This is a genomic window from Leifsonia sp. NPDC058230 (genome assembly GCF_042882245.1).
GTDB lineage: Bacteria > Actinomycetota > Actinomycetes > Actinomycetales > Microbacteriaceae > Leifsonia.
The window spans coordinates 80565-100501 of sequence record NZ_JBHVWM010000002.1 but is presented as its reverse complement, the minus strand read 5'-3'; the positions used below and the strand labels follow the sequence as shown (position 1 = coordinate 100501).

Annotated in this window: 21 protein-coding genes and 1 tRNA gene; 12 read left to right on the top strand and 10 right to left on the bottom strand. The window is 68.8% G+C overall.

What is annotated here, in order from left to right:
* Positions 1 to 37 precede the first annotated feature (37 nt).
* From ACFVV0_RS06085 to ACFVV0_RS06070, 4 genes are all read right to left on the bottom strand, one after another.
* The gene (locus tag ACFVV0_RS06085; RefSeq protein ID WP_387059765.1) at positions 38 to 1588 is read right to left on the bottom strand and encodes a glycosyltransferase family 39 protein; all 1551 of its coding nucleotides are present in this window, start codon (positions 1586 to 1588) and stop codon (positions 38 to 40) included.
* A 134-nt stretch (positions 1589 to 1722) separates the two neighbouring features.
* Positions 1723 to 2718 (bottom strand): sensor histidine kinase, encoded by a 996-nt coding sequence (locus ACFVV0_RS06080; protein ID WP_387059762.1) that lies wholly within the window; start codon positions 2716 to 2718, stop codon positions 1723 to 1725.
* Positions 2715 to 3380: a response regulator transcription factor gene (locus tag ACFVV0_RS06075; RefSeq protein WP_387059759.1), complete on the bottom strand. Its 666-nt coding sequence runs from the start codon at positions 3378 to 3380 to the stop codon at positions 2715 to 2717. The genes ACFVV0_RS06080 and ACFVV0_RS06075 overlap by 4 nt, the downstream gene beginning before the upstream one ends.
* A complete protein-coding gene (locus ACFVV0_RS06070; RefSeq protein ID WP_387059756.1) occupies positions 3370 to 4059 on the bottom strand; it encodes a phosphatase PAP2 family protein in 690 nt (229 codons plus the stop codon). The genes ACFVV0_RS06075 and ACFVV0_RS06070 overlap by 11 nt, the downstream gene beginning before the upstream one ends.
* A 146-nt stretch (positions 4060 to 4205) precedes the next feature.
* Here ACFVV0_RS06070 and ACFVV0_RS06065 point away from each other — a divergent pair, with 146 nt between their 5' ends.
* Together ACFVV0_RS06065 and sufU are read left to right on the top strand one after the other, a co-directional pair.
* A complete protein-coding gene (locus ACFVV0_RS06065) occupies positions 4206 to 5483 on the top strand; it encodes a cysteine desulfurase (RefSeq protein ID WP_387061726.1) in 1278 nt (425 codons plus the stop codon).
* Positions 5480 to 5917: a Fe-S cluster assembly sulfur transfer protein SufU gene (gene sufU, locus ACFVV0_RS06060; RefSeq protein WP_387059753.1), complete on the top strand. Its 438-nt coding sequence runs from the start codon at positions 5480 to 5482 to the stop codon at positions 5915 to 5917. Before ACFVV0_RS06065 ends, sufU begins: the two co-directional genes overlap by 4 nt.
* A 10-nt stretch (positions 5918 to 5927) precedes the next feature.
* Here sufU and ACFVV0_RS06055 read toward each other — a convergent pair whose 3' ends face one another.
* Positions 5928 to 6434, bottom strand: coding sequence for a MarR family winged helix-turn-helix transcriptional regulator (locus ACFVV0_RS06055; RefSeq protein WP_387059750.1), 507 nt, complete (start codon positions 6432 to 6434; stop codon positions 5928 to 5930).
* A 39-nt stretch (positions 6435 to 6473) separates the two neighbouring features.
* Between ACFVV0_RS06055 and ACFVV0_RS06050 the strand changes: the two genes are divergently transcribed.
* Entirely contained in the window at positions 6474 to 7394 is a 921-nt protein-coding gene (locus ACFVV0_RS06050; protein ID WP_387059747.1) for a DMT family transporter, read from the top strand.
* Here the strand turns inward: ACFVV0_RS06050 and ACFVV0_RS06045 are convergent.
* Together ACFVV0_RS06045 and ACFVV0_RS06040 are read right to left on the bottom strand one after the other, a co-directional pair.
* Positions 7304 to 8272 (bottom strand): Dyp-type peroxidase, encoded by a 969-nt coding sequence (locus ACFVV0_RS06045; protein ID WP_387059744.1) that lies wholly within the window; start codon positions 8270 to 8272, stop codon positions 7304 to 7306. The genes ACFVV0_RS06050 and ACFVV0_RS06045 overlap by 91 nt on opposite strands.
* Positions 8273 to 8327: 55 nt before the next feature.
* Positions 8328 to 9554 carry a lipase family protein gene (locus tag ACFVV0_RS06040; protein ID WP_387059741.1) on the bottom strand — a complete coding sequence of 409 codons (1227 nt, stop codon included), beginning with the start codon at positions 9552 to 9554 and terminating at the stop codon, positions 8328 to 8330.
* A gap of 36 nt (positions 9555 to 9590) precedes the next feature.
* Between ACFVV0_RS06040 and ACFVV0_RS06035 the strand changes: the two genes are divergently transcribed.
* Entirely contained in the window at positions 9591 to 10466 is an 876-nt protein-coding gene (locus tag ACFVV0_RS06035; RefSeq protein ID WP_387059739.1) for a metal-dependent hydrolase, read from the top strand.
* A gap of 30 nt (positions 10467 to 10496) precedes the next feature.
* On the opposite strand, the gene ACFVV0_RS06030 is transcribed toward ACFVV0_RS06035, so the two are convergent.
* Entirely contained in the window at positions 10497 to 11261 is a 765-nt protein-coding gene (locus ACFVV0_RS06030) for a nuclease-related domain-containing protein (protein ID WP_387059737.1), read from the bottom strand.
* A gap of 108 nt (positions 11262 to 11369) precedes the next feature.
* A complete protein-coding gene (locus ACFVV0_RS06025; protein ID WP_387059734.1) occupies positions 11370 to 11618 on the bottom strand; it encodes an SCO4226 family nickel-binding protein in 249 nt (82 codons plus the stop codon).
* A 131-nt stretch (positions 11619 to 11749) separates the two neighbouring features.
* Here ACFVV0_RS06025 and ACFVV0_RS06020 point away from each other — a divergent pair, with 131 nt between their 5' ends.
* Together ACFVV0_RS06020 and ACFVV0_RS06015 are read left to right on the top strand one after the other, a co-directional pair.
* A complete protein-coding gene (locus ACFVV0_RS06020) occupies positions 11750 to 14596 on the top strand; it encodes a helix-turn-helix transcriptional regulator (RefSeq protein WP_387059731.1) in 2847 nt (948 codons plus the stop codon).
* An 85-nt stretch (positions 14597 to 14681) separates the two neighbouring features.
* Entirely contained in the window at positions 14682 to 14945 is a 264-nt protein-coding gene (locus ACFVV0_RS06015) for a hypothetical protein (RefSeq protein WP_387059728.1), read from the top strand.
* Between the two features lie 17 nt (positions 14946 to 14962).
* Here the strand turns inward: ACFVV0_RS06015 and ACFVV0_RS06010 are convergent, their stop codons facing one another.
* On the bottom strand, positions 14963 to 15601 hold the full coding sequence (locus tag ACFVV0_RS06010) for an MBL fold metallo-hydrolase (RefSeq protein ID WP_387059725.1): 639 nt from the start codon (positions 15599 to 15601) through the stop codon (positions 14963 to 14965).
* Positions 15602 to 15706: 105 nt separating this feature from the next.
* Here ACFVV0_RS06010 and ACFVV0_RS06005 point away from each other — a divergent pair, with 105 nt between their 5' ends.
* The 6 genes from ACFVV0_RS06005 to ACFVV0_RS05980 all read left to right on the top strand — a co-directional run bounded on the left by ACFVV0_RS06005 (position 15707) and on the right by ACFVV0_RS05980 (position 19929).
* Positions 15707 to 16609, top strand: a complete 903-nt coding sequence (locus tag ACFVV0_RS06005) for a diacylglycerol kinase family protein (protein ID WP_387059721.1) — start codon at positions 15707 to 15709, stop codon at positions 16607 to 16609.
* Between the two features lie 84 nt (positions 16610 to 16693).
* Positions 16694 to 16769, top strand: a tRNA-Glu gene (locus ACFVV0_RS06000).
* A 181-nt stretch (positions 16770 to 16950) separates the two neighbouring features.
* Entirely contained in the window at positions 16951 to 17559 is a 609-nt protein-coding gene (locus tag ACFVV0_RS05995; RefSeq protein WP_387059718.1) for an SRPBCC family protein, read from the top strand.
* Positions 17556 to 18227 carry a DUF4166 domain-containing protein gene (locus ACFVV0_RS05990; RefSeq protein ID WP_387059715.1) on the top strand — a complete coding sequence of 224 codons (672 nt, stop codon included), beginning with the start codon at positions 17556 to 17558 and terminating at the stop codon, positions 18225 to 18227. Before ACFVV0_RS05995 ends, ACFVV0_RS05990 begins: the two co-directional genes overlap by 4 nt.
* A 78-nt stretch (positions 18228 to 18305) precedes the next feature.
* The gene (locus ACFVV0_RS05985; protein ID WP_387061723.1) at positions 18306 to 19079 is read left to right on the top strand and encodes a TylF/MycF/NovP-related O-methyltransferase; all 774 of its coding nucleotides are present in this window, start codon (positions 18306 to 18308) and stop codon (positions 19077 to 19079) included.
* A 49-nt stretch (positions 19080 to 19128) separates the two neighbouring features.
* Complete coding sequence (locus ACFVV0_RS05980) at positions 19129 to 19929, top strand: class I SAM-dependent methyltransferase (RefSeq protein ID WP_387059712.1); 801 nt, start codon at positions 19129 to 19131, stop codon at positions 19927 to 19929.
* Positions 19930 to 19937 lie beyond the last annotated feature (8 nt).

Here is a 19937-nt window from a genome sequence, read left to right as displayed (position 1 = left end):
CCGGGGAGATGACCTCCCGGTGAACGGAGGCGCCCTGTCAGCGGGCGAGCTCGGTGATCCGGGATGCGTGGGTGACGAGGGTCCGACCGACCTCTTGATAGCCCAGGTGCTCGAGGTCGGCGCGACCGTAGGAGTCGACGGTCGCGCCGTCGGCGAGTTCGATGAGCCAGACGTGCCGAATGCCGTCGAAACGGCCAGCCCTCTCGGCCTGCGGCACGGTCATCGCCGAGTCGTGCCAGGTCCGACTGCTGGCGAACGGAGTGCGCACGGCGACATCCACGAGGCCCCGGAAGCCGGCCGGGTAGGTGAGCATCGCGAGTCGGGGGCGTTTGGAGGGTTTGGTCGACTCGTCGAACACGACACCGTCGCCCGGTCGCGCATTCGCGCCGATCGTGGAGCTCACCTCCGCCCAGTCGCTCCCGTTCTTCGCGTACGGCGTCCGCTGCGCCGCGTACACCGGGACGATCGCTGCGAGCAGAATCGTCCCGGCGACTAAGGGCGCCCACCGTCGGACTCGCGAGAGCCGGGTCAACCCGAGAGCGATCACGAGCGCGGCTGCCGGCGCGCAGAACGACAGATAGCGGGGCGTGAAGTCCGGGGTGATGGAGTGGCCGCCGACGAGGATGATCGTCGGGATCGCCAGCCACGCCGCGCCCGTTGCGGCAAGCGACGGGAGAGGGCGATCGATTCCTGCCGCACCCTGATGGGTTCCCGCGCTCGCTGCCCGGCCGCGCTCCCGCCAGGCGCCGCCCAGCGCGAACAGGATGAGCCCCCACCCGACGACCGCGACCGTCCAGGTGCTGAACCACAGCGTGCTGAAGACGGCGTTGCCGGTGATCTGGTTCGTCGTGGCGAGATACGCGATCTGACGCCGTTCGAGGAAGGCGACCACCACGAGTGGGAAACTTGCGACTGCTGCCGCGCCTGCCGCGATCGCCCAGGGCACGAGGACCCGACGCCCCGGGCGGGCGACGAGAAGGAGCACGGCGTGGACGACTGCGAAGAGAGCGACATAGAGGAACAGGTACGTCCCGGCGGTCAGCAGGATGCCGTAGACCACCCACCAGCGTCGCCGCACGCGGGGACGGGCGAGGATCTCCAGCAGGACGACGGTGAGCCAGACGGCGAAGGCCGCGCTGAAGGCGTAGGAGCGGGCTTCCTCGCCCATGTACGTCACCCGCGGGAGTACGGCGCAGACGAGTCCGGCGATGACGGCCACGCGCCGGCCCGCGAGCCTCCAGGCGATCGCGACGGTGCCCGCGACCGCGAACCCCACGGCGACGGCGCTCGGAAACCGCAGAGCGAACGGCGAAGTGCCGAAGACCCTGATCCACCAGTGCAGGCCCAGATAGTAGGTGCCGTGAACGGCGTCGACGTGGCCGAGCATCCGGAACAGCGAGGGCACCGGCCGTTCGGCCGACAGGAGGCTCGCCGCTTCGTCGCCCCAGAGGGACGGGATCCAGGATCCCTCGGCGGCGAGGAGGATCGCGAGTGTGCCGAGGGCGGCTGCGACCTTCCATCTGCTGGTGACGGCGACGGAGAGAGTGAATCTCAGTACCGAGCTGCGCGGTGCCTGCGCGAGAACCATCTGAGTACCCTCCTGGTGGGACCGATGCGGCACTGGGGTGCCGTGCACCAGTCCACCCGATCAGGTCTCAGAAACGACCAAGAGTCCCGACGGTGAAGGTTCGGAGTCTCGAAGGTCGGGTGTTCAACGCACACTCAGTTCGAGCGCACCTCGGGCAGAACCAGTTCGAGAACCGTTCCGCGTGCGCTCGTCTCTGCGACGCGAACGCTGCCACCGTACCTCGCCGCGACCTCGCGCACGAGTGCCAGCCCGATCCCGAAACCGGGCCTGGTCGAGGTGGTGGCAGACTGTTGTGCTCGCGCAAAGCGGTCGAAGATCCGCTCGGGGTCGATGTCGACGATGCCTGGTCCGGAGTCGGCGACTGCGAGGATGACGTGGTTACGCTCTGCTCGAACTCTCACGCTGACCACCGACCCGTCCGGAGCGTGGGTCACCGCATTGTCGAGGAGGGCGGTGATGCAGCGCTGGATGCTCGTCGAGGGCACCGGGGTCGCCGGCGACCCGTCCGCGTCGAGCGCGATCGAGATCCCCCGCTCGGAGGCCAGCACCCGCATCCCTTCGACTGCGCGTTCGACGGCGGGCACCACGGGCGCCGGATGTTCGCCCACGCCGCCAGGGGTGTCGGCCGCGGCGAGCAGGAGGTCGTTCACGACGTCGATGAGTGTACGGGCGTCGGTGCGCAACTCCGAGACGAGCCCGGAAGACGGGTCACCCTGCGGCAGGGAGCGCTGAAGTATCTGGAGTCGCGCATCCAGCACCGCGAGAGGGGTGCTGAGCTCGTGGCTGGCGTCCTGCACGAAGGTTCGCTGAATCGACAGCGCGCGCCCGAGCGGACTGACCGCGCGACGTGTGATCACCAGGCTCAGCGTTCCGGCCACGGCGACAGCGAGAACGCCGACGATTACGAACGCGATCATGGCCTCGGTGCTGTCGATGTAGATCTTGTGCTCGCCCGGTGCGGGCTTCTCGAGCAGTTCGGACGGCCGCAGCTGGTCGAGCACGAAGAAGAACGCGACCCCGATCGCTGCGAAGACCAGAGCGCCCGAGGCGATTGTGATCTGGAGTCCGACGATACGGGATGCACGCCGGACGGCGAGAGCATCGACGTCGCTCTCCGGTCGGTTCCTCACAGTTCACCCAGCCGATAGCCCTCGCCCCGCACCGTTGCGATCAGGTCTTTGTCTGTCTTGCGGCGCACGTAATGGACGTAGGTGTCGACGGTGCCCGGTTGCTCATCGCTCTCGAACACCGCGTGCAGGATCGCGCCGCGGCTGTACGTGCGCAGCGGGTTCTCGGCGAGCAGCCGCAGCAGCGCGCTCTCGCGCACCGTGAGCTGGATGCGCCCCTCGTACGGCGAATAGATGCAGCGACTTTCGGGGTAGAACTCCCAGCTGCCGATCGAGACCGCGGCGCCCTCGCCGGAGAAGGTCCGGGTGAGCGCACGTAGTCTGGCCAGCAGCTCGTCGAACTCGAACGGCTTCACGAGGTAGTCGTTCGCGCCGGCGTCGAGCCCGTTCACCCGGTCGGCGACCGCGCCGAGTGCGGTGAGCACCAGGATGGGCGCGACCACCCGGCCGGAGCGCAGCCGCTCGATCATCGTGAGACCGTCGATGCCCGGCAGCCGGCGATCGACGACCATCGCGTCGAAAGGCTCGCCGAGTCCGAGGCGCAGCCCTGTCTCGCCGTCGGGAGCGAGCGTCACCTCGTAGGTCTCCGCCAGCACCCGCTGGATGATCGGCCCGAGCTGAGGATCGTCCTCGACCAGGAGGATGCGATGCCGTTCACTCTCCATGTCGGTCAACCCTAGCGAGGATCATCCTGCCCAGAACGGTGACTGCGGCAGCGGCCGCGGCCGTGTAGGCAAGGCTGGCGAGCACATCCGTCGGGTAGTGCACGCCGAGATATATCCGCGAGAGGCCGGTCGTCACCGGGATGACGACGGAGATGGCGATGAGGAATGGCCTCGCTCTCGTCGACCACGCCACGGTCAGCAGCGCGAGGCACAGTGCGAGCGCGAAACAGGTGTGCCCGCTCGGAAAGCTGAAAGACGGCGGGCTGGCGAGAAGTGGATGCGCGAGTGACGCCGGATCGGGCCGCGGCCGGCGCACGATCAGCTTCACCACCTCGCTTCCGAGCCAGGGGAGGACGGCGACGCCGACGAACAGGACCACGGCGCGCAGCCTTCTCGTCACAATCCAGACCCCGGCACCGGCGAGCACCACGATGACCGCTGCTATCGGAGGCGAGAACACCCAGTCGACTCCGAATGCGATGGCGGTGAGCGCGGTGTTCTGGATGGCGGCAAACGCGTTCAGGACCCGGAGGTCGACCAAGGTCGCTCCCGAGGTCACCCGGATGACCAGGCCGGCGAGAATGACGACGACGATGACAGCGCCGGAGGCGGCCACCTGGACGACGGCGACGGGGGTGGGCGTCTGCGCCCGAGGGGTGCGCAGGGACGAGGCGAGCATGGCGGAGCCCTTCTTTTCGATCTCCCGAGTCTCCGAGACGCCAGCTCAGATCACGCTAAGAAAGGGCAGCGCGGGGAATGCGAGCGCTCCCGAGCAACTTGCACCGAAGGGACCTAAAGTTGTTCCCGAGAAGACTCTTGGACATGATGCAAACTGACACGCTCGATCTGACCCGCATCCGCGCGGACTTCCCCATCCTTTCCCGCGAGGTGAACGGTCACCCCTTCGTCTACCTCGACTCGGGCGCGACCTCCCAGAAACCTCGTCAGGTGCTGGATGCGGAACGCACGTTCGTCGAGAACTACACCTCCGCGGTGCATCGGGGTGCGCACACCGTCGCCGGTGAGGCCACCGAGCTCTTCGAGGAGGCGCGGGCGACCCTCGCCCGCTTCGTCGGGGTCGACGCTGACGAGATCGTCTGGACCTCGAATGCCACCGAGGGCATCAACCTCCTCGCCTACAGCATGTCGAACGCCTCGCTCGGCCGCGGAGGTGCCGCAGCCGAGCGATTCCAGCTCACCGCGGGCGACGAGATCGTCGTCACCGAGGCGGAGCACCACGCCAATCTCGTCCCGTGGCAGGAGCTCGCCGCTCGCACGGGGGCGACACTCCGCGTGATCGGCCTGCACGACGACGGGCAGCTGCGGCTCGACGAGGCGGCGTCGATCATCGGCCCACGCACCAAGGTCGTGGCTTTCGCGCACGTCTCGAACGTACTGGGAGCGATCAACCCGGTCGAGACCCTCGTCCGGCTCGCACACGCGGCGGGGGCGCTCGTCGTGCTCGACGCCTGTCAGTCGGCGCCGCATCTCGCTCTCGACCTGAGGGCGCTCGATGTGGACTTCGCCGTCTTCTCCGGGCACAAGATGCTCGGCCCGACCGGCGTCGGCGTGCTCTACGGACGCAAAGACCTCCTCGATGCGCTGCCGCCTTTCCTGACCGGTGGGTCGATGATCACCACGGTGACGCTCACGGAGACCGAGTACCTTCCCGCGCCGCAGCGCTTCGAGGCGGGCACGCAGCGGGTGTCCCAGGCGATCGCTCTCGCGAGGGCGACCGAGTACCTGAGCGAGGTCGGGATGCCGGCGATCGAGGCGCACGAGGCGGCGCTCGGTGAGCGCCTGCTCGACGGGCTGGCACAGATTCCCGGGGTGCGCATCCTCGGACCCGGACGCGATGTGGAACGGGTGGGGCTCGCCAGTTTCGTGGTCGACGGGATCCACTCCCACGACGTCGGTCAGTTCCTCGACGATCGGGGCATCGCCGTGCGTGTCGGCCACCACTGCGCCCAGCCCGTGCATCGCCGCTTCGGCGCGACGGCGAGCACGCGGATCAGCACCTACCTCTACAACACCGCGGACGAGGTCGACCAGGCGGTTCAGGCCGTCGCCGACTCCCGCGCGTTCTTCGGAGTCGACCGATGAGTTCCTCAGAGCTCCAGAGCCTCTATCAGCAGGTCATCCTCGATCATGCGAAGGAGAAGCACGGCTTCGGCTTGCGCGACGGAGCCGCGGCGTCGTCCCACCAGCTGAATCCGACGTGCGGCGACGAGGTCACGGTGAACGTGCATCCCGCGGCCGACGGCGGTGTCGCGTCGATCAGCTGGGAAGGTCACGGCTGCTCGATCTCGACCGCGTCGGCGTCGTTGCTCAGCGACATCGTCGACGACGACTCGCGCGAGAGCCTGGCGACCAAGATCGCCGCCTTCCGCGAGCTCATGCAGTCGAAGGGTCAGCTCGAGGGCGACGACGAGCTGCTCGGCGACGCGGTCGCACTCGCCGGAGTCTCCCGCTACGTGACCCGCATCAAGTGCGCGATGCTCCCGTGGGTCGCGCTCGAGGACGCTCTGAGGCACTAGCCTCAGCCCGTCATCGCTCGAACCGGGCCAGCCACCGGCCGAGGATCTCCTCGAGCCGTCGGGCGTCGTCGGCCCCGAGCTGATCGACCAGTCTGCGCTCGTTGGCCATGTGGGCGGTGAACGCGTCATCGATGGTCTCCCGGCCGCGCGGCGTGAGCGCGACGACCCGGCTGCGCCTGTCGCCGGAACCCGCGCGTCGCGCCACCAGTCCGGCCTTCTCCAGGCGGTCGATGCGTTTGGTCATGCCGCCCGTCGTGACCATCGTGTGCTCGGCGAGCTCTCCGGGGGTCCGCTCGAAGGGCTCTCCTGCACGGCGGAGCGCCGCGAGCACGTCGAAGTCGCCCTCGCCGAGCCCGAATTCCGCATAGACGATCCGGAGCTCGTCGGTGAGGTGCCCAGCGACCCTGTGCAGGCGGCCGATGACGCCCTGAGGGCTCACGTCGAGGTCAGGGCGCTCGAGGGCCCACTCGGCCTGAATCCGGGAGATGCGGTCGGGTCCGTCGGCTGTTGTGCTCACCCTTCCATAATAGCTTCCATGGAAGGTAAAATAGCTTCCATGGAAGCTAAGTGGTTCTGGATGCTCGTCACGGCCGTGGCGCCGATCGCCTGGGGATCGACGTACGTCGTCACGAACGCCGTGCTGCCGCCGGGGGAGCCGCTGTGGGGCGCCGCGATCCGGGCGCTTCCCGCCGGCCTCCTGCTCTTCCTGGTGCGCCGTCGCCGACCGCGCGGCGCGTGGTGGTGGCGGTCCGCCGTGCTGGGGGTGCTGAACACGGGCGGCTTCTTCGCACTCGTCTACGCGGCGGCGCAGCTGCTGCCGTCGAGCATCGCGGCGACGCTCATGGCGACGTCGCCGTTGGCCATGATGGGCTTCGGCTGGTTGCTCCTCGCCGAGCGTCCGCGGATGATCGCGGTCGCGGGCGCCGTCGTGGGCGTGGCCGGGGTGTGCGTGATGCTGCTCGACGGCGGGGCCGGCGTGCATCCCCTCGGGGTCGCCGCTTCGCTCGCGGCCATGCTGCTGTCGTCGGTCGGGTACGTGCTCGCCACTCGCTGGAGCGACGGCACGGACGTGTTCTCGTCGACGTCGTGGCAGCTGATCGCCGGCGGTCTTCTCGCAGTGCCGTTCGCGGTGGCCTTCGAGGGCGCGCCACCGCGGCTGGACGGCCCAGCGATCGCCGGCTTCGCGTTCGTGACCGTGGTCGCGACGGCGTTGGCATTCGTCGCCTGGTTCTCGGGCTTGCGACACCTCGGTGCCGGGACCGTCGGCGTGCTGGGTCTCCTCAACCCCGTCGCCGGTGTGCTCCTCGGCACGATGGTCGCGGGCGAGGTGCTGACGCTGCGTCAAGCGCTCGGTCTCGCCATCGTGCTGGCAGGCATTCTGCTCGGTCAGTCCGCCAGGGCGTCGAGAACGCCACTGGCCGGGGCGAAGAAGGTGGTGCCGGTCGCGGCGGTGGAGAAGTCGAGGATCCGGTCGTAGCTGCCTTCCGGGTCTCCGACGAACATCCGCTGCAGCATCCGCTCGATCACCCAGAGCCGCCCGGAGTACCCGATGAAGTAGGTGCCGAACTCGCCGTGGCCCGGTCGTCCGAACGGCATGTTGTCGCGCAGGATGTCGTACTCCACGCCGTTCTCGTCCGTGATCGTCGCGAGCGTCTTGTGCGATTTCTGGCCGTGCTCGGCGTCGCCCAGTTCGACGTTCTCCAGCTTGGTGCGCCCGATCACGCCCTCTTGGGCGGGCACCGGCAGCGAACCCCACTTGTCGAGATCGTGGAGGTACTTCTGCACGACCACGTAGCTACCCCCGGTGTACTCCGGGTCCTCGTCGCCTACGAGCGCCGCACCCATCATCTCGCTGCCGGCGGGGTTCGCCGTCCCGTCGACGAAGCCGAGCAGGTCGCGGGAGTCGAAGTAGCGGAAACCCACCACCTCGTCGATCACCTGCACAGCGTCGCCGAGCGCGCCGAGCAGCAGCCGTTCGAATTCGAAGCAGAAGTCGTCGCGTTCCGCGCGGATGTGGAACAGCAGGTCGCCGGGCGTCGAGACCGCCGTGTGCACCGGGCCGGCGATGACCGGGAACGGATGAAGCTCTCGGGGGAGCGGTCGGCCGGTCAGCCGGGGCCACGAGGCCGCCCCGATCGCGACGTTGCACGAGAGGTGGGCGTTGAGGTCGCGGAAGCCGACCGTCTTGACCAGGTCGGAGAGCCCGGAGAGCGCATCCCGCACGGCCGCATACGCTTCGTCGGCGTCGGCGATCGCCACCACGAGGAACACTGCCGAGCCGGAGAGCGGAGCATCGACGCTCTGCGCCTCGATGGGGACGCGTTGCCAGCCATGGTCTCCCGGATCGGTCTGCATGCTCAGAGTCTGCCGTAGCCGGGACGCATCGGCCAGAGGCGATCGACGTGACCCGTCAGTCCTGCACGGTCGCACCCGCCCGGTTGGCCGGAAGCCACTCGAACAGATCGTGCAGTGCACGAAGGGCGACCAGCCCGTGCCCGGTGTCGGGGATGCGCAAGAAGCTGACCCGCGTGCCGATCGCGCGCTCGTGCTCGACGAACGCAGCCGTCGCCTGCGGTCGCACGAGTTGGTCGGTGTCGCCTTGGGCTAAGAACAGCGGCACCGGGATCGGCACGGCGCCGGGAGTGTTCTGCGACAGCAGCGTGGCCCACGGCTCAGTGGTCTCCGGATCCGCGGCGAGGAACTTCCCGACCAGCGGCTCGCCGATCGCGTGGAGGGCCTTGTTCTGGCCGATCAGGCAGAGTCTCGCCATGGACGGCAGCGCCGCGATGGCGGCGGGGGTCAGGATCCTGTCGAGCGTGGCCCCGGGAGTGGACGGTCCGTAGACCTCCTCGAACGCCGTGAAGGCGTACGAGGAGATGCTCACGCCCGAGATGTCCCCGATATCGGCCTCGATGAGGTCGCCGAGATCAGCAGCCGGCGCGGCGACGGCGACGGCCCGCAGGTCGAGCTCGGGTGCGTAGCCGGCCGCGAGCTGGCCCGCGAACAGTGCGGCCTGGCCGCCCTGGGAGTGGCCCCAGAGCACCAGTCGGTTGCTCGCCTCCGCCCCCAGCAGTTCGCGGGTGGCGCGCGCGGTATCGAGCATGTTCTTGCCCTCGGTGTCGCCGATCAGGTACGAGTTCGGACCGGACGTGCCCATACCGGTGTAATCCGTGTACGACACGATGTATCCGCGTTGCAGAAACCCGGTCAGACCCTCGACGAGGTCGAACGGATCGATACCGGCCGACGGCGCGCAGCGCTGGGCGCTTCCCGTGGTCGGGTGGCCCCAGGAGACGACCGTCCGTCCACCCGCCGGAGCGGCGGAGGCGGGAGCCACGACGATGCCGGAGTTGACGACCGGGTGGCCGAGCACATCCGTCGACCGGAAGAGGATGCGCCAGGCCTTGGCTCCGTTCGGCGCTCCCAGGATGCGCTGCGACCGGATGAGGGTGCCGGGCTCGCCGGCCGGCACCGGGTGGGGCTGCTGGTAGAAGGCGGGGACGGTCCACTGCTCGGCGACGTCTTCGCCGGCGCGCTCGACCTGCTCCGGGGTGCAGCCGCTGAGCGCCGCGGCCGCCGCGAGCGCGACCGCGACCAGCCCGGCCGCGAGGCGGTGTCGGGAGCGCGGGAGCGTCATCGGCACAGCGTATCGCCGACCTCGTAACCTGGACGGATGAGCCTCTCCACGCCGATCGTCACGGACACCCTCGTCAGCTATCCGGACGGTGCACTCGTATCGTCCGGAACGGTCCTGCACGTCGAGCCGCTTCCGGACGGGCGCGCCGCCGTCGTCCTCGACCGCACGGCGTTCCACCCGGTCGACCCGGTGTGGCCGGACCAGCCCGCCGACCAGGGCACGCTGACCGTCGCAGGGGTGTCGCATCCGGTGCTCGACGCCGTGGTGGGCGCCACGGACGGCACCTCCCTGTTCGTCGGCGACGCGCCGGTGCGCACCGGAACGGACGGCTGGGTCTTCGTGGTCTGCCACCTCGTCGCCGACGCGACAGGCATCGAGCCGGGGAGCGCAGCCGAGATCGCGGTCGAACCGGATGGGCGCCGCGCCCTGTCCGCCGGCCACACCGCCTGCCACCTCGCGTCTCTGGCGCTCAACGAGTCCCTCGCCGCGCTCTGGACGAAGGAGGTACCGCGCGACGGGCGCGGCAATCCGAACTTCGACCAGCTTGCGATCGAGGAGTCGCGCATCCTGCCGAACGGCTCACTCGACACCTACCGCATCGGCAAGAGCCTGCGGAAGAAGGGCTTCGCGGCCGCCGAACTCCCCGGCGTGCTCGATGAGGTGACGGCCACCGCGAACGCCCTGCTCGCCGGCTGGGTCGCCTCCAGCGCTCCGGTCGCCATCGCCCGCACCGGTGAGGGGCTGGGGGAGCGCCGCACCTGGCGGTGCGAGCTGCCCGATGCGGTCGTTGAATTCCCGTGCGGAGGCACCCACCTCACGTCGCTCGGCGAGCTGAGCGGCGCGCGCGTATCGCTCGAGCTGGAGACCGTCGACGGCGCCCTCGAGCTGCGGATGCGCACGACCGCATCCTGAGCCGGCGAACGGCCCGCACGATCGGTGAGATCAGTGCGGGAGCAGCGCCAGCCCGACCGCGACGAGCGCGAGCGCGCCGGCGAGCACCCAGCCACGGCGCACGAACGTCGCCGAGCGGACGTCGCGGGCGATCGCTTCGAACCGTCCGACCGTGTCGACGCCCGGCGCGTCGGCACGCCAAGTCAACGGATGGTCGAACAGGTCCACGATGGCGGCGATGGTCGGCGCGTCGACGACGTTCGCTCGCCGCCGGATCGATCGCAGAAGGTCGGACGACTGGACGATCGATACCCGGGGAGGCTGGTGGGCGACCGAGAACTTCGCCGCCCCGACCACCGCGACCACGGCGTGCACCGGCGCGTGCAGGCCCCGCTCGGCCAGCAGCCCGCGGATCCGCGATGCCTCGAACTCGGAGTTGCGGATGTACGGCTGGTGGACGCCGTCGACCATCACAGCCTTCGTGCCGACCCACACCTTCTTGCCGCGGTGGTGTTTCGTGTTGACCGAGAAGACGCCGCCCGGGCCGACCACGAGATGGTCGATGTCGGACTCGTCGCGGCCGACCGGCACGGCGTGGAACGCGGTCCATCCTTCGGGCAGCCTCGACAGCACAGCTCCGACTTCGCGCTCGCCGGTCGCGCCGGCGAACCAGGGCTCGGCCTCCTCGGTCAGCGGACTCACCCCGAGTGCACGGGCGAGAGCCGACCGTCGCGGGGCCGCATCCTGCAAGCGGACGACCTGTTCCATCACCGAGAGGCCGGCCGCGCGCTCGCGCATGCCCGTCTTTTCACCCATCCGGTCAACCTAACGGCCGGGTGCGACCGGGTGCACGCCCCAGTGCAGGGCTGGCCGGGGCTGTTTGCCCCCGATGAGGGCAGAGCGACCGGCCACCCAGCATCGGCGTCAGACCTCGACCGTCACCTCGTAGACCTGATCGGTCGGATGCCCGGCGCGCTCGTGGATGCGCATGACCGCCTCCTTCGACGGGCCCTCCGACAGGCAGAACACCTTGCCGCTCTCCGGATCGAGCCAGGCCTGCTCGAAGTGCACCCCCTCGTCGGCCTCGATCGCGAGATCGAACTCGTGCGCCTCCGCGAGCTGCTCCTTGGTGACGCCGACGAATCCGTCGTGAACGTCCATGAATCGTGCCATTGTCCTGCTCCTCTCTCGTCCCGCCAGCCTCGCCGGTGCGGAGGGCACGAGCATCGGTCGTCTGACCGATCATGGCTCCGGGATGCGCTCAGAGCCTGTCGATCGCGGCCGACCGCTCCTAGACTGTGCCCATGATCGCGGCGTACTCGACGCCAGGTGGTCGCGCCCGTGTCTGTCCCGAGTTCGTGGGCCGCGAGGATCTCCTCGCGCTCGCGGAGCGGCGGTGGGCCGAGAGCGCCGAGGGCTCGGGACAGCTGCTCGTCCTCGCGGGCGAGGCAGGAATCGGCAAGTCGCGCCTCCTCGACGAGATGGTGGCGCGGATCGCTGCGCCCCGAACGATCGAGGTGGGCGCCTTCCCGAGCGACCGGGAGACACCCGGAGTCCTCCTGCTGGGACTGTCGGCGGAGCTGCGGCGGGCCGGCGAGTCCGAGCTCGCCGACCGCATCCGCTCGCTCGTCATCGAGGACGGCATGGCGGGCGACCCGCTGCGACGCCGGCGGCTGATGGTCGCCGAGCTGACGGGCGCTGTCGAGGACGCGTTGGCGACTCCCACCCTGCTGCGGCTCGAGGACATCCACTGGGCCGATGAGCTCAGCCTCGAGGTGCTGGAGCGCGTCGCAGGGGCGCTGCGCTCCTCGCCGAGCATGGCGCTGGTGACGTACCGCACCGAGGAGCTGTTCCCGCAGACCGAGTTCCAGCTCTGGCGCACCCGCCTGCTCGCTCAGCGTCGCGCGGAGGAGGTACGGCTGTCCCGGCTCGACGCCGACGGCACCGCCCGGATGTTCGCGTCGATTCTCGGCCGTGAGGCGGCTGAGGACGAGCGGGACAGGCTGCTCGCGGCGAGCGACGGCATCCCGCTGCACATCGAGGAACTCGTCGCCGGCGGATTCGAGCACGTTCCCGACACGATCGCGGAGGCCGTGATCGACCGCACCCGGCGACTGCGTCCGCGCACCCGGGAGGCACTGTCCGCCGCGGCGGTGATCGGCCGCAGCTTCGACGCTGCGCTGCTCGCACGCATCACCGGTGACAGCGCGATCGAGGTCGAGATCATGCTCGACGAACTGATGGTCGAGCATTTCGTCGTGCGCCGTTCGGACGATCGCTTCGACTTCCGGCACGCCCTGATCCGCGACGCCGTCTACGAAGACACCGGAGCGGCGCACCGGCGTTCGCTGCATGCGGCTGTCGCCTGGGCCACGGATGCGGCCCGGTTCCCGGCAGCGTGGGTCTCCGACCACTTCGAGCGCGCGGGGCTGGCCGACGAGGCGTACGGTCGCGCTCTCGCAGCGGCGGACCGCGCTTCGCACGTCTCGGCGCATCGTGAGGCGGCGGAGCTCTTCGAGCGCGCTGAACGCACGATGCCGGCCGATGCGAGCATGGCCGAGCAAGCAAACCTGCACCGGCTTCTGGCGGCGGAGCAGGTCGCCGTCGACGACAACGAGGCCGCTGAGACCGAGTACCTCCAGGCCATCGACCTGCTGCGCGCCGAGGGCGACGAGGTGGCCGCCGCCGAGCTCGTTCCCTCGCTCGTCGCCGTGCGGCATCTGCTGGGCGCCGACCTGGAATCGAGGATGCGCGATCTCGACGACGCGCTCGCCCGCCTCGACGGCCTGCCGGAGAACGAGACCCGGCACGCCCGCGCGCAGCTGCTCGCATCGCTCGCCGCCGCGAACATGCTCGACCGGCGGCTGGAGGACGCCGAGGGCTACGGCCAGCGCGCTGCAGCCCTGATCGCCGCCGACGACCTCGAATCCCGGTCCGGCGTCGACGCGACGATCGGCTCGGTGTTCGTCTTCGCCGGCCGTCTCGACGAGGGCTGGGCGCTTCTGGAGTCCACGATCGAACGCTCGGTCGAGGCCGGCCTGGAGGCATCGGCCGCCCGCGCGTACCGGATGCTCGGCACCAGCGCGTCCGTGCTGGTCGCGTACGCGCGCGCCGAGCGCTGGCTGACCGACGGCATCCGGTACACGCGGTCGGTCGAGCGCTGGAACGACGCCCACTACCTCACGGCACACCTCGCGCATGTGCGCTGGGCGACCGGTGACTGGGTCGACGCCACCGAACTCGCCTCCCGCGCACTGGCCGACGGGCGCTGCGCGATCACGACGAGGGTGACCGCTCTGCATGTGCTCGGCTATCTCGCGCTCGGTCGTGCTGATTTCGAGGGAGCCCGTACGATCCTGAACGAGGCCCGTGCGATCGGGGAGGGGATGCGCGAACTCCAGCGCCTCTCGCCCGCTCTCTGGGGCCTCGCCGAGCTCGCCCTCCGCGAGGAGCGGTTCGGGGATGCGGTGGAGCTGTGCGAGGCCGGCTTCGAGGCCTCCGCGCGAGTGACCGACGCCGCCTACCTGTTCCCGTTCGTCGTCACGGGCACCCGCGCGATTCTGGCAGGCGGTGCGCCGGGCGCGGCCCCGACGGATACGGCCCGTGCGTGGATCGACAAGTGCGCGGTCCTCCTTCGCCGGCGCGGCATACCGGGGACCCTCTCCGCGATCAGTCACGCGGAGGGCCTGCTGGAGCTGGCGAGCGGACGTCCGGGCCAGGCGCGCATCCTGCTCGAGACGGCCTCGGCGGGCTGGGACGCGAACAGCCGCTGGTGGGAGGGGACGGAGGCACTGATCGACCGTGCGGTCTGCGCGACGAGGTCGAGGAGTCCGGCGGCGGCCTCCGAGCTCATCGCAGAGGCGATGGACCGTGCGACGAGTACCGGTGCGGCGGCGCTGGTCGCGCAGGCGGAGCGCGCAGGCCGGGGTGTGCCACGGGACGACGGGACCTTCCCGCTCACCGCCCGCGAGGTAGAGGTGGCGCGACTGGTCGCGACGGGATCCACGAACCGGCAGATCGCCGCATCGCTCTCCATCGCTCCCAAGACGGTCGGCTCGCACGTCGAGCACATCCTCGCCAAGCTCGGTGCCGCCCGGCGGGCCGAGATCGCGGCGTGGGCGGCTGAGCATCCTCGGGCACGCGCGAACTAGGGGTCGCAACACGCCGCCCGACGCTCCCGGCGGGCGGCGTGTTGCGACCCCTCACGTTCGACGATCGCGGGGTTACACTTCCGGCATGAGCCGAATCGAGACCGGAATCGTGTCGTACACCCTCTCTGCCGACTACTACGCGAGCGTGGGAGCCGATTTCGACACCGAAGCGGTCGACGACGCCATCCTCGCGCAGCTGAACAGGATGGTCCCCGTCGGCGTCACCGTCGAACGGAGCGGACGCGTGCTCGCCGACGAAGACATCGCGGAGGTCGCCCGTCAGCTCGACTGGCCCGCGCTGCTCAAGCAGATCGACGTGGACCAGATCTTGGCCGATCACGCGCGCTGAGCCGCTGACAGCGGGATTTAGAGGTCGAGAGTGTCGCCAGGCTCGAGCGGGAAGAACTCGCCACCGCCCTGCTCGGTCGCCCACTTGATGCGTCCGTTGGACATGTCCTTTCCCGCGCGTGCGAGCACCATCTCGTGGGTCGGGAAGCTGCGCTTCGGCTTCACGGCCAGAACGTAGTCGATCGTCTCGGCGATCTTGAGCCACGGCGCTCCCGCAGGAACCGCGAGCACGTCGACCTCGACCCCTTCGGGAATCGTGAATGAGTCGCCCGCGTAGTAGAGCTCGTCGTTGATGAGGACGCCGAGGTTGTCGACGACCGGGATGCTCGAGTGGATGACCGCGTGCGTGCCTCCGAAGAAGCGCAACGTGAAGGGTCCGGCCTCGACGGTGTCACCGGCGTGCACGACGGTGATGGCGAAGTCGGGCGCGGCGGCGGCGACGCCCTGCGGGGCGTAGATCGGCACCTCCGGGTTGAGCTCGAGCACACGGTTCAGCTGCTCGGGCGTCCAGTGATCGGCGTGCTCGTGGGTGATGACGACGGCGGAGGTGTTCGACGTGTCGGTCAGCGGCGACGTGAACGAGCCGGGGTCGAGGAACAGCTTCTTTCCGGAGTCTTCGAGGAGGAGGGCAGCGTGTTCGAACTTCGTCAGTCTCATGGCTCCAGGAAATACCCATTCACGGTGCGACTGCAAACTCTCCGAACCGCCCGGACGGGTACGCGTGTCATCGGGACCCCGGGGACTCGGCCATAATCGTGAACCATGGCCGGTTCCACCCTCACCGTCGTCGTCGCGGTCAACCCGATGGCGTCGTTCGGGCACCGTGCAGAGGTCGGCCCGTTGGCGATCCGGCGGCTGAGGGATGCTGGACACAACGTGATCGATATCGATCAGGCGAACATCGAGCTCCTGCGCCGGGAGACGATCCGCGCGGTCGAAGCGGGTGCGGATGCGCTCGTCGTGGTCGGCGGCGACGGCATGGCCAACCTCGGCGCCAACATCGTGGCGCAGACCGACATCCCCCTGGGCATCGTGCCGAGCGGGACCGGAAACGACCTCGCCGACGGCCTCGGCATCCCGATCGATGACACCGAAGCGGCCATCGCGCGTCTGCTGGACGCGCTCGGCCGACCACCGCGCGTGATCGACGCGGCCACGGTGCGCCACGGTGAGCTCACCACGTGGTTCGCCGGCGTGCTCTCCGCAGGCTTCGACGCGATCGTGAACGAGCGCGCCAATCTGATGACGCGCCCGAGGGGCCGAAGCCGCTACGTCTTCGCGCTCCTGCGCGAACTCGCCACGCTCAAGCCCATTCCTTACGAGATCGTGGCTGACGGAGTTCCGTCCTCGACCGGGGCGCTGCTCATCTCGGTGGCCAACAACCGTGCCCTCGGCGGCGGGATGCGCATCGTTCCGCACGCCGACCTCGAAGATGGGATGCTCGACCTCTTCGTCGTCACGCCGATGTCGCGCCTCGCATTCCTCCGTGTCTTTCCGAAGGTCTTCTCCGGTGCCCACACCGAGCTCCCGGTGGTGTCGTTCCAGCGGGTGCGCTCGGTGACACTGACCGCACCCGGGGTGATCGCCTACGCCGACGGAGAGCGGATCGGCCCACTGCCCGTCGAGATCACCGTGGTTCCCGGCGCCCTCAAAGTGCTCGCCTGAGACCGGCCGACGCGCCACGCCCGGAGGCCGGCCCCGTTTTGGAGCCAGTGGCGGGTCTGTGGCATACTCATTGAGTTGCAAAACGGCCCCATCGTTTAGCGGCCTAGGACGTCGCCCTCTCACGGCGGTAACGCGGGTTCAAATCCCGCTGGGGTCACCAACAGCCCGGATACCAGTCATTCACTGGTGTCCGGGCTTTTTCGTTTCGCTCGCTGACCCCCGATCGAGGACTCGAGTTGTTGCCCCGCCGACCGCTACCGTGAAGCGAATTGCCGACGAGCGAAGGCCGACGGTATCAGGCAACGGCTGGGCGACGGTGGTGGGACGGACCTGGGGGATCGATGAGGGGCTCACCAATCCATGTCGAGATCGAGATCCACAGTCCGATGGAGCGGGTCTGGCAGCTCACCCAGGAACCCTCGGAGCATCCGCGCTGGGATCTTCGCTTCAGCTCGATAACGCCGACTGAAGCCCTCTCTGGCGGTGGGTACCGGTTCCGATATGAACGCCGGCTGCCGCTCCACACCATCGTTGGCACAGGGACTTCCCTGGGGGAGCGAAGCAGGCCGGACGGATCGCGGACATCGGCATTGCGATTCACGACGTCCGACCCTCTGTCGCCGCTCGGCGACGGGCGCGGCTACTGGCGTTACGTTCCCACTGCCACTGGTGTCACATTCATAACCGGATATGACTACGAGCCGGGTTGGGGCACCACGTTGGATGTGCTCTTCCTCCGCCGGTTCATCGGTTGGATGACGGCGTGGAGTTTCGATCGGCTGCGCATCTGGGCGGAGACAGGCGTCGAGCCCGAAACGTGGACGTTGTGGTCTGTCATTCAATTCTGGAGGCAGGATCGACCGCGCGCGGCTCGCTGTCGCCGGACGCCCCGCCACGGACGCGCAATGGACGACCCTCCGACGGCACTCGCGACGCTGGAGGCGCCATGAGCTCGATTTTCGAACGTGCACTGGGCGAGGAGTTCACTCGACTCTCTCCGATGATGCAGAAGAGATTCGGCGTCGGCCTTGAATCGGGCTACGCGTGCATCGGAACCGGGGTCATGTCGCGCATCCGTCGTGGGCCCTGGTGGGTGTTGCCGTTTCTGTACATCGGTAAACTCCGGAACATTCTCATACCTGACGTGGGTGACCACGTCCCGTTCACGATCGAGAACTTCCCGTATCGCGACCCGCTGGGGCGCGAAACCGTCACTTTCGTCCGCGAGTACCGCGTGCACAAAAAGCCGAGCCGCTTCGACGCGACCATGATTCTCAACGACGGCCGCGTTCTCGACTACCTCGGCACGCATCAGCACCTGGCTGTGGACCTGGATCTCACGGTCGGTGACGATGGTTCGCTGCACCTCACCTCCGATGAGCAGCGATTCTACGAGGGACGATTCGTCGCCTTCCGCTTTCCGATGCTGTTCAGCGGTCGCGCCGAGTTGCATGAGAGCTACGACGATGCCGCTGAGGTGTACCGCATCCGCATGGAGGTGCGGAACCCCGTATTCGGCTTTCTGTTCGGCTACGAAGGGGAGTTCCACTGCGAGTTCCCGCCCGCCACGGATGCGCCCGAGCGGCTGAAGCCGATCCGCCACGAGAGCCGGGTATGAATTGGATCGCGAACCGGACTGTCCGCGAATCAAGACCGCGCCCGTCTGAAAAGAACGGGTACCTTGTGCAGTGTGTCGATGCGGAAGCGTCTCAACGGTGTTCTCTCCCGACTGACCGGGTATGAACTGCGGAGCGCTCGCGGCGGCACAGGTGGCGACACGTCGGCCGGGCGGATTCCCGCGGACATCGACGGGGAGGCCGCCGCGATCATCCGCCTGGTGCAGCCGTACACGATGACGAACGTCGAGAAGCTGTACGCAGGTATCACGGCTGCCCGCTATGTCACCCGGTACGGCATCCCCGGTGCGGTCGTCGAATGCGGCGTGTGGCGCGGCGGGAGCATCCACGCGATCGCCCGGGCGCTCGATGCAGCAGGTGCACACGATCGCGACCTGTACCTGTTCGACACGTACGAGGGCATGACCGCTCCCGGCCCGCGCGACCGGCGCGGCGACGGACGGACCGCAGAGGACCTGATGGCCTCCTACGGCAAGGCCTCCCGCGTGTGGGCGTACGCCTCGCTGGAGGACGTGAAGGAGGGTTTCCGTCAGGTCCCGTACCCGGAGGAGAAGCTGCATTTCGTCAAGGGGCCGGTCGAGCAGACCATCCCCGACCAGGCCCCCGAACGCATCGCCGTGCTGCGTCTGGACACGGATTGGTACGAATCCACCGCGCACGAACTGGCCCACCTGTACGGCCGGCTGACGCCGGGCGGCGTTCTGCTGCTCGATGACTACGGCTGGTGGCAAGGCTCCCGCGACGCTGTGGACGAGTTCCTCGCCCGCAGTGGCGCCCGCCTGTACCTGGCTCGCACCGGCAGCGGACGCGTCGCCATCAAGCCCGCTGACTGAGCCCCGTTCGGTCCTCGACAGGCGGGGACGCCTGCGAGAGACTCGGACAGTGGCTGACGATCGGCGCGACCTGCGAACCCGTTTTGATTCCACAGCCGATCTGTACCAGGTGGCGCGGCCCGACTATCCAGAGCAGCTGTACGACACCCTTGTCGACGTCACTGGCCTCGAGCGCGGCGCCTCTGTCCTGGAGGTGGGATGCGCGACGGGGAAGGCCACGATTCCGTTGGCTCGTCGAGGAATGCAGCTGACGTGCGTCGAGATCGGCGTCAATCTGGCCGCGGCCGCGCGGCGCAACCTCGTCGCGTACCCGAACGTCAGGGTTGTCACCGGGGCATTCGAGACCGCCCGGGTGGGCGCCGACCGTTTCGACCTGGTGTTCGCCGCGACGGCCTGGCACTGGATCGATCCCGGCATCCGCTACGGGCGGGCCTGGGAGCTTCTGAACGACGATGGGCACCTGGCGTTCTGGAGTGCGACGCATGTCTTTCCCGAGGGAGGCGACCCCTTCTTCGCCGAACTCCAGGAGATCTACGAGGAGATCGGCGAAGGCAAGGGCGACGAGGCGAAGCCCCGGCCCGGCGAATTGCCTGATTCGCGCGAGGAGATCGCGCAGAGCGGTCTCTTCGAAGTCGCGGCGATCGTCCCATTCGACTGGGAGGTCAGCTACACCGCAGAGGAGTACCTGCACCTGCTCGATACCTTTTCGAACCACATCGCGATGGACCGATGGAAGCGCGATCGCCTTGACGGCGAGATTCGGAGGAGGCTCGACCTGCGCGCCGACGGTCGGCTGCGCCGGCACTGGGGCGCAGTCCTCCACATCGCCCGCAGGCGCGGTCGGGATTGATCGGACGT

What these genes read in the sequence shown, in the direction of transcription:
- ACFVV0_RS06035 (WP_387059739.1), top strand. Translation starts at nt 9,591, where the DNA reads ATGAGCCTCTCCACGCCGATCGTCACGGACACCCTCGTCAGCTATCCG.
- ACFVV0_RS06045 (WP_387059744.1), bottom strand. Translation starts at nt 8,272, where the DNA reads ATGCAGACCGATCCGGGAGACCATGGCTGGCAACGCGTCCCCATCGAG.
- ACFVV0_RS06075 (WP_387059759.1), bottom strand. Translation starts at nt 3,380, where the DNA reads ATGGAGAGTGAACGGCATCGCATCCTCCTGGTCGAGGACGATCCTCAG.
- ACFVV0_RS06030 (WP_387059737.1), bottom strand. Translation starts at nt 11,261, where the DNA reads ATGGGTGAAAAGACGGGCATGCGCGAGCGCGCGGCCGGCCTCTCGGTG.
- ACFVV0_RS06015 (WP_387059728.1), top strand. Translation starts at nt 14,682, where the DNA reads ATGAGCCGAATCGAGACCGGAATCGTGTCGTACACCCTCTCTGCCGAC.
- ACFVV0_RS06085 (WP_387059765.1), bottom strand. Translation starts at nt 1,588, where the DNA reads ATGGTTCTCGCGCAGGCACCGCGCAGCTCGGTACTGAGATTCACTCTC.
- ACFVV0_RS06010 (WP_387059725.1), bottom strand. Translation starts at nt 15,601, where the DNA reads ATGAGACTGACGAAGTTCGAACACGCTGCCCTCCTCCTCGAAGACTCC.
- ACFVV0_RS06065 (WP_387061726.1), top strand. Translation starts at nt 4,206, where the DNA reads ATGCAAACTGACACGCTCGATCTGACCCGCATCCGCGCGGACTTCCCC.
- ACFVV0_RS05985 (WP_387061723.1), top strand. Translation starts at nt 18,306, where the DNA reads ATGCGGAAGCGTCTCAACGGTGTTCTCTCCCGACTGACCGGGTATGAA.
- ACFVV0_RS06025 (WP_387059734.1), bottom strand. Translation starts at nt 11,618, where the DNA reads ATGGCACGATTCATGGACGTTCACGACGGATTCGTCGGCGTCACCAAG.
- ACFVV0_RS06050 (WP_387059747.1), top strand. Translation starts at nt 6,474, where the DNA reads ATGGAAGCTAAGTGGTTCTGGATGCTCGTCACGGCCGTGGCGCCGATC.
- ACFVV0_RS06020 (WP_387059731.1), top strand. Translation starts at nt 11,750, where the DNA reads ATGATCGCGGCGTACTCGACGCCAGGTGGTCGCGCCCGTGTCTGTCCC.
- ACFVV0_RS06040 (WP_387059741.1), bottom strand. Translation starts at nt 9,554, where the DNA reads ATGACGCTCCCGCGCTCCCGACACCGCCTCGCGGCCGGGCTGGTCGCG.
- ACFVV0_RS06005 (WP_387059721.1), top strand. Translation starts at nt 15,707, where the DNA reads ATGGCCGGTTCCACCCTCACCGTCGTCGTCGCGGTCAACCCGATGGCG.
- ACFVV0_RS06070 (WP_387059756.1), bottom strand. Translation starts at nt 4,059, where the DNA reads ATGCTCGCCTCGTCCCTGCGCACCCCTCGGGCGCAGACGCCCACCCCC.
- ACFVV0_RS05995 (WP_387059718.1), top strand. Translation starts at nt 16,951, where the DNA reads ATGAGGGGCTCACCAATCCATGTCGAGATCGAGATCCACAGTCCGATG.
- sufU (WP_387059753.1), top strand. Translation starts at nt 5,480, where the DNA reads ATGAGTTCCTCAGAGCTCCAGAGCCTCTATCAGCAGGTCATCCTCGAT.
- ACFVV0_RS05990 (WP_387059715.1), top strand. Translation starts at nt 17,556, where the DNA reads ATGAGCTCGATTTTCGAACGTGCACTGGGCGAGGAGTTCACTCGACTC.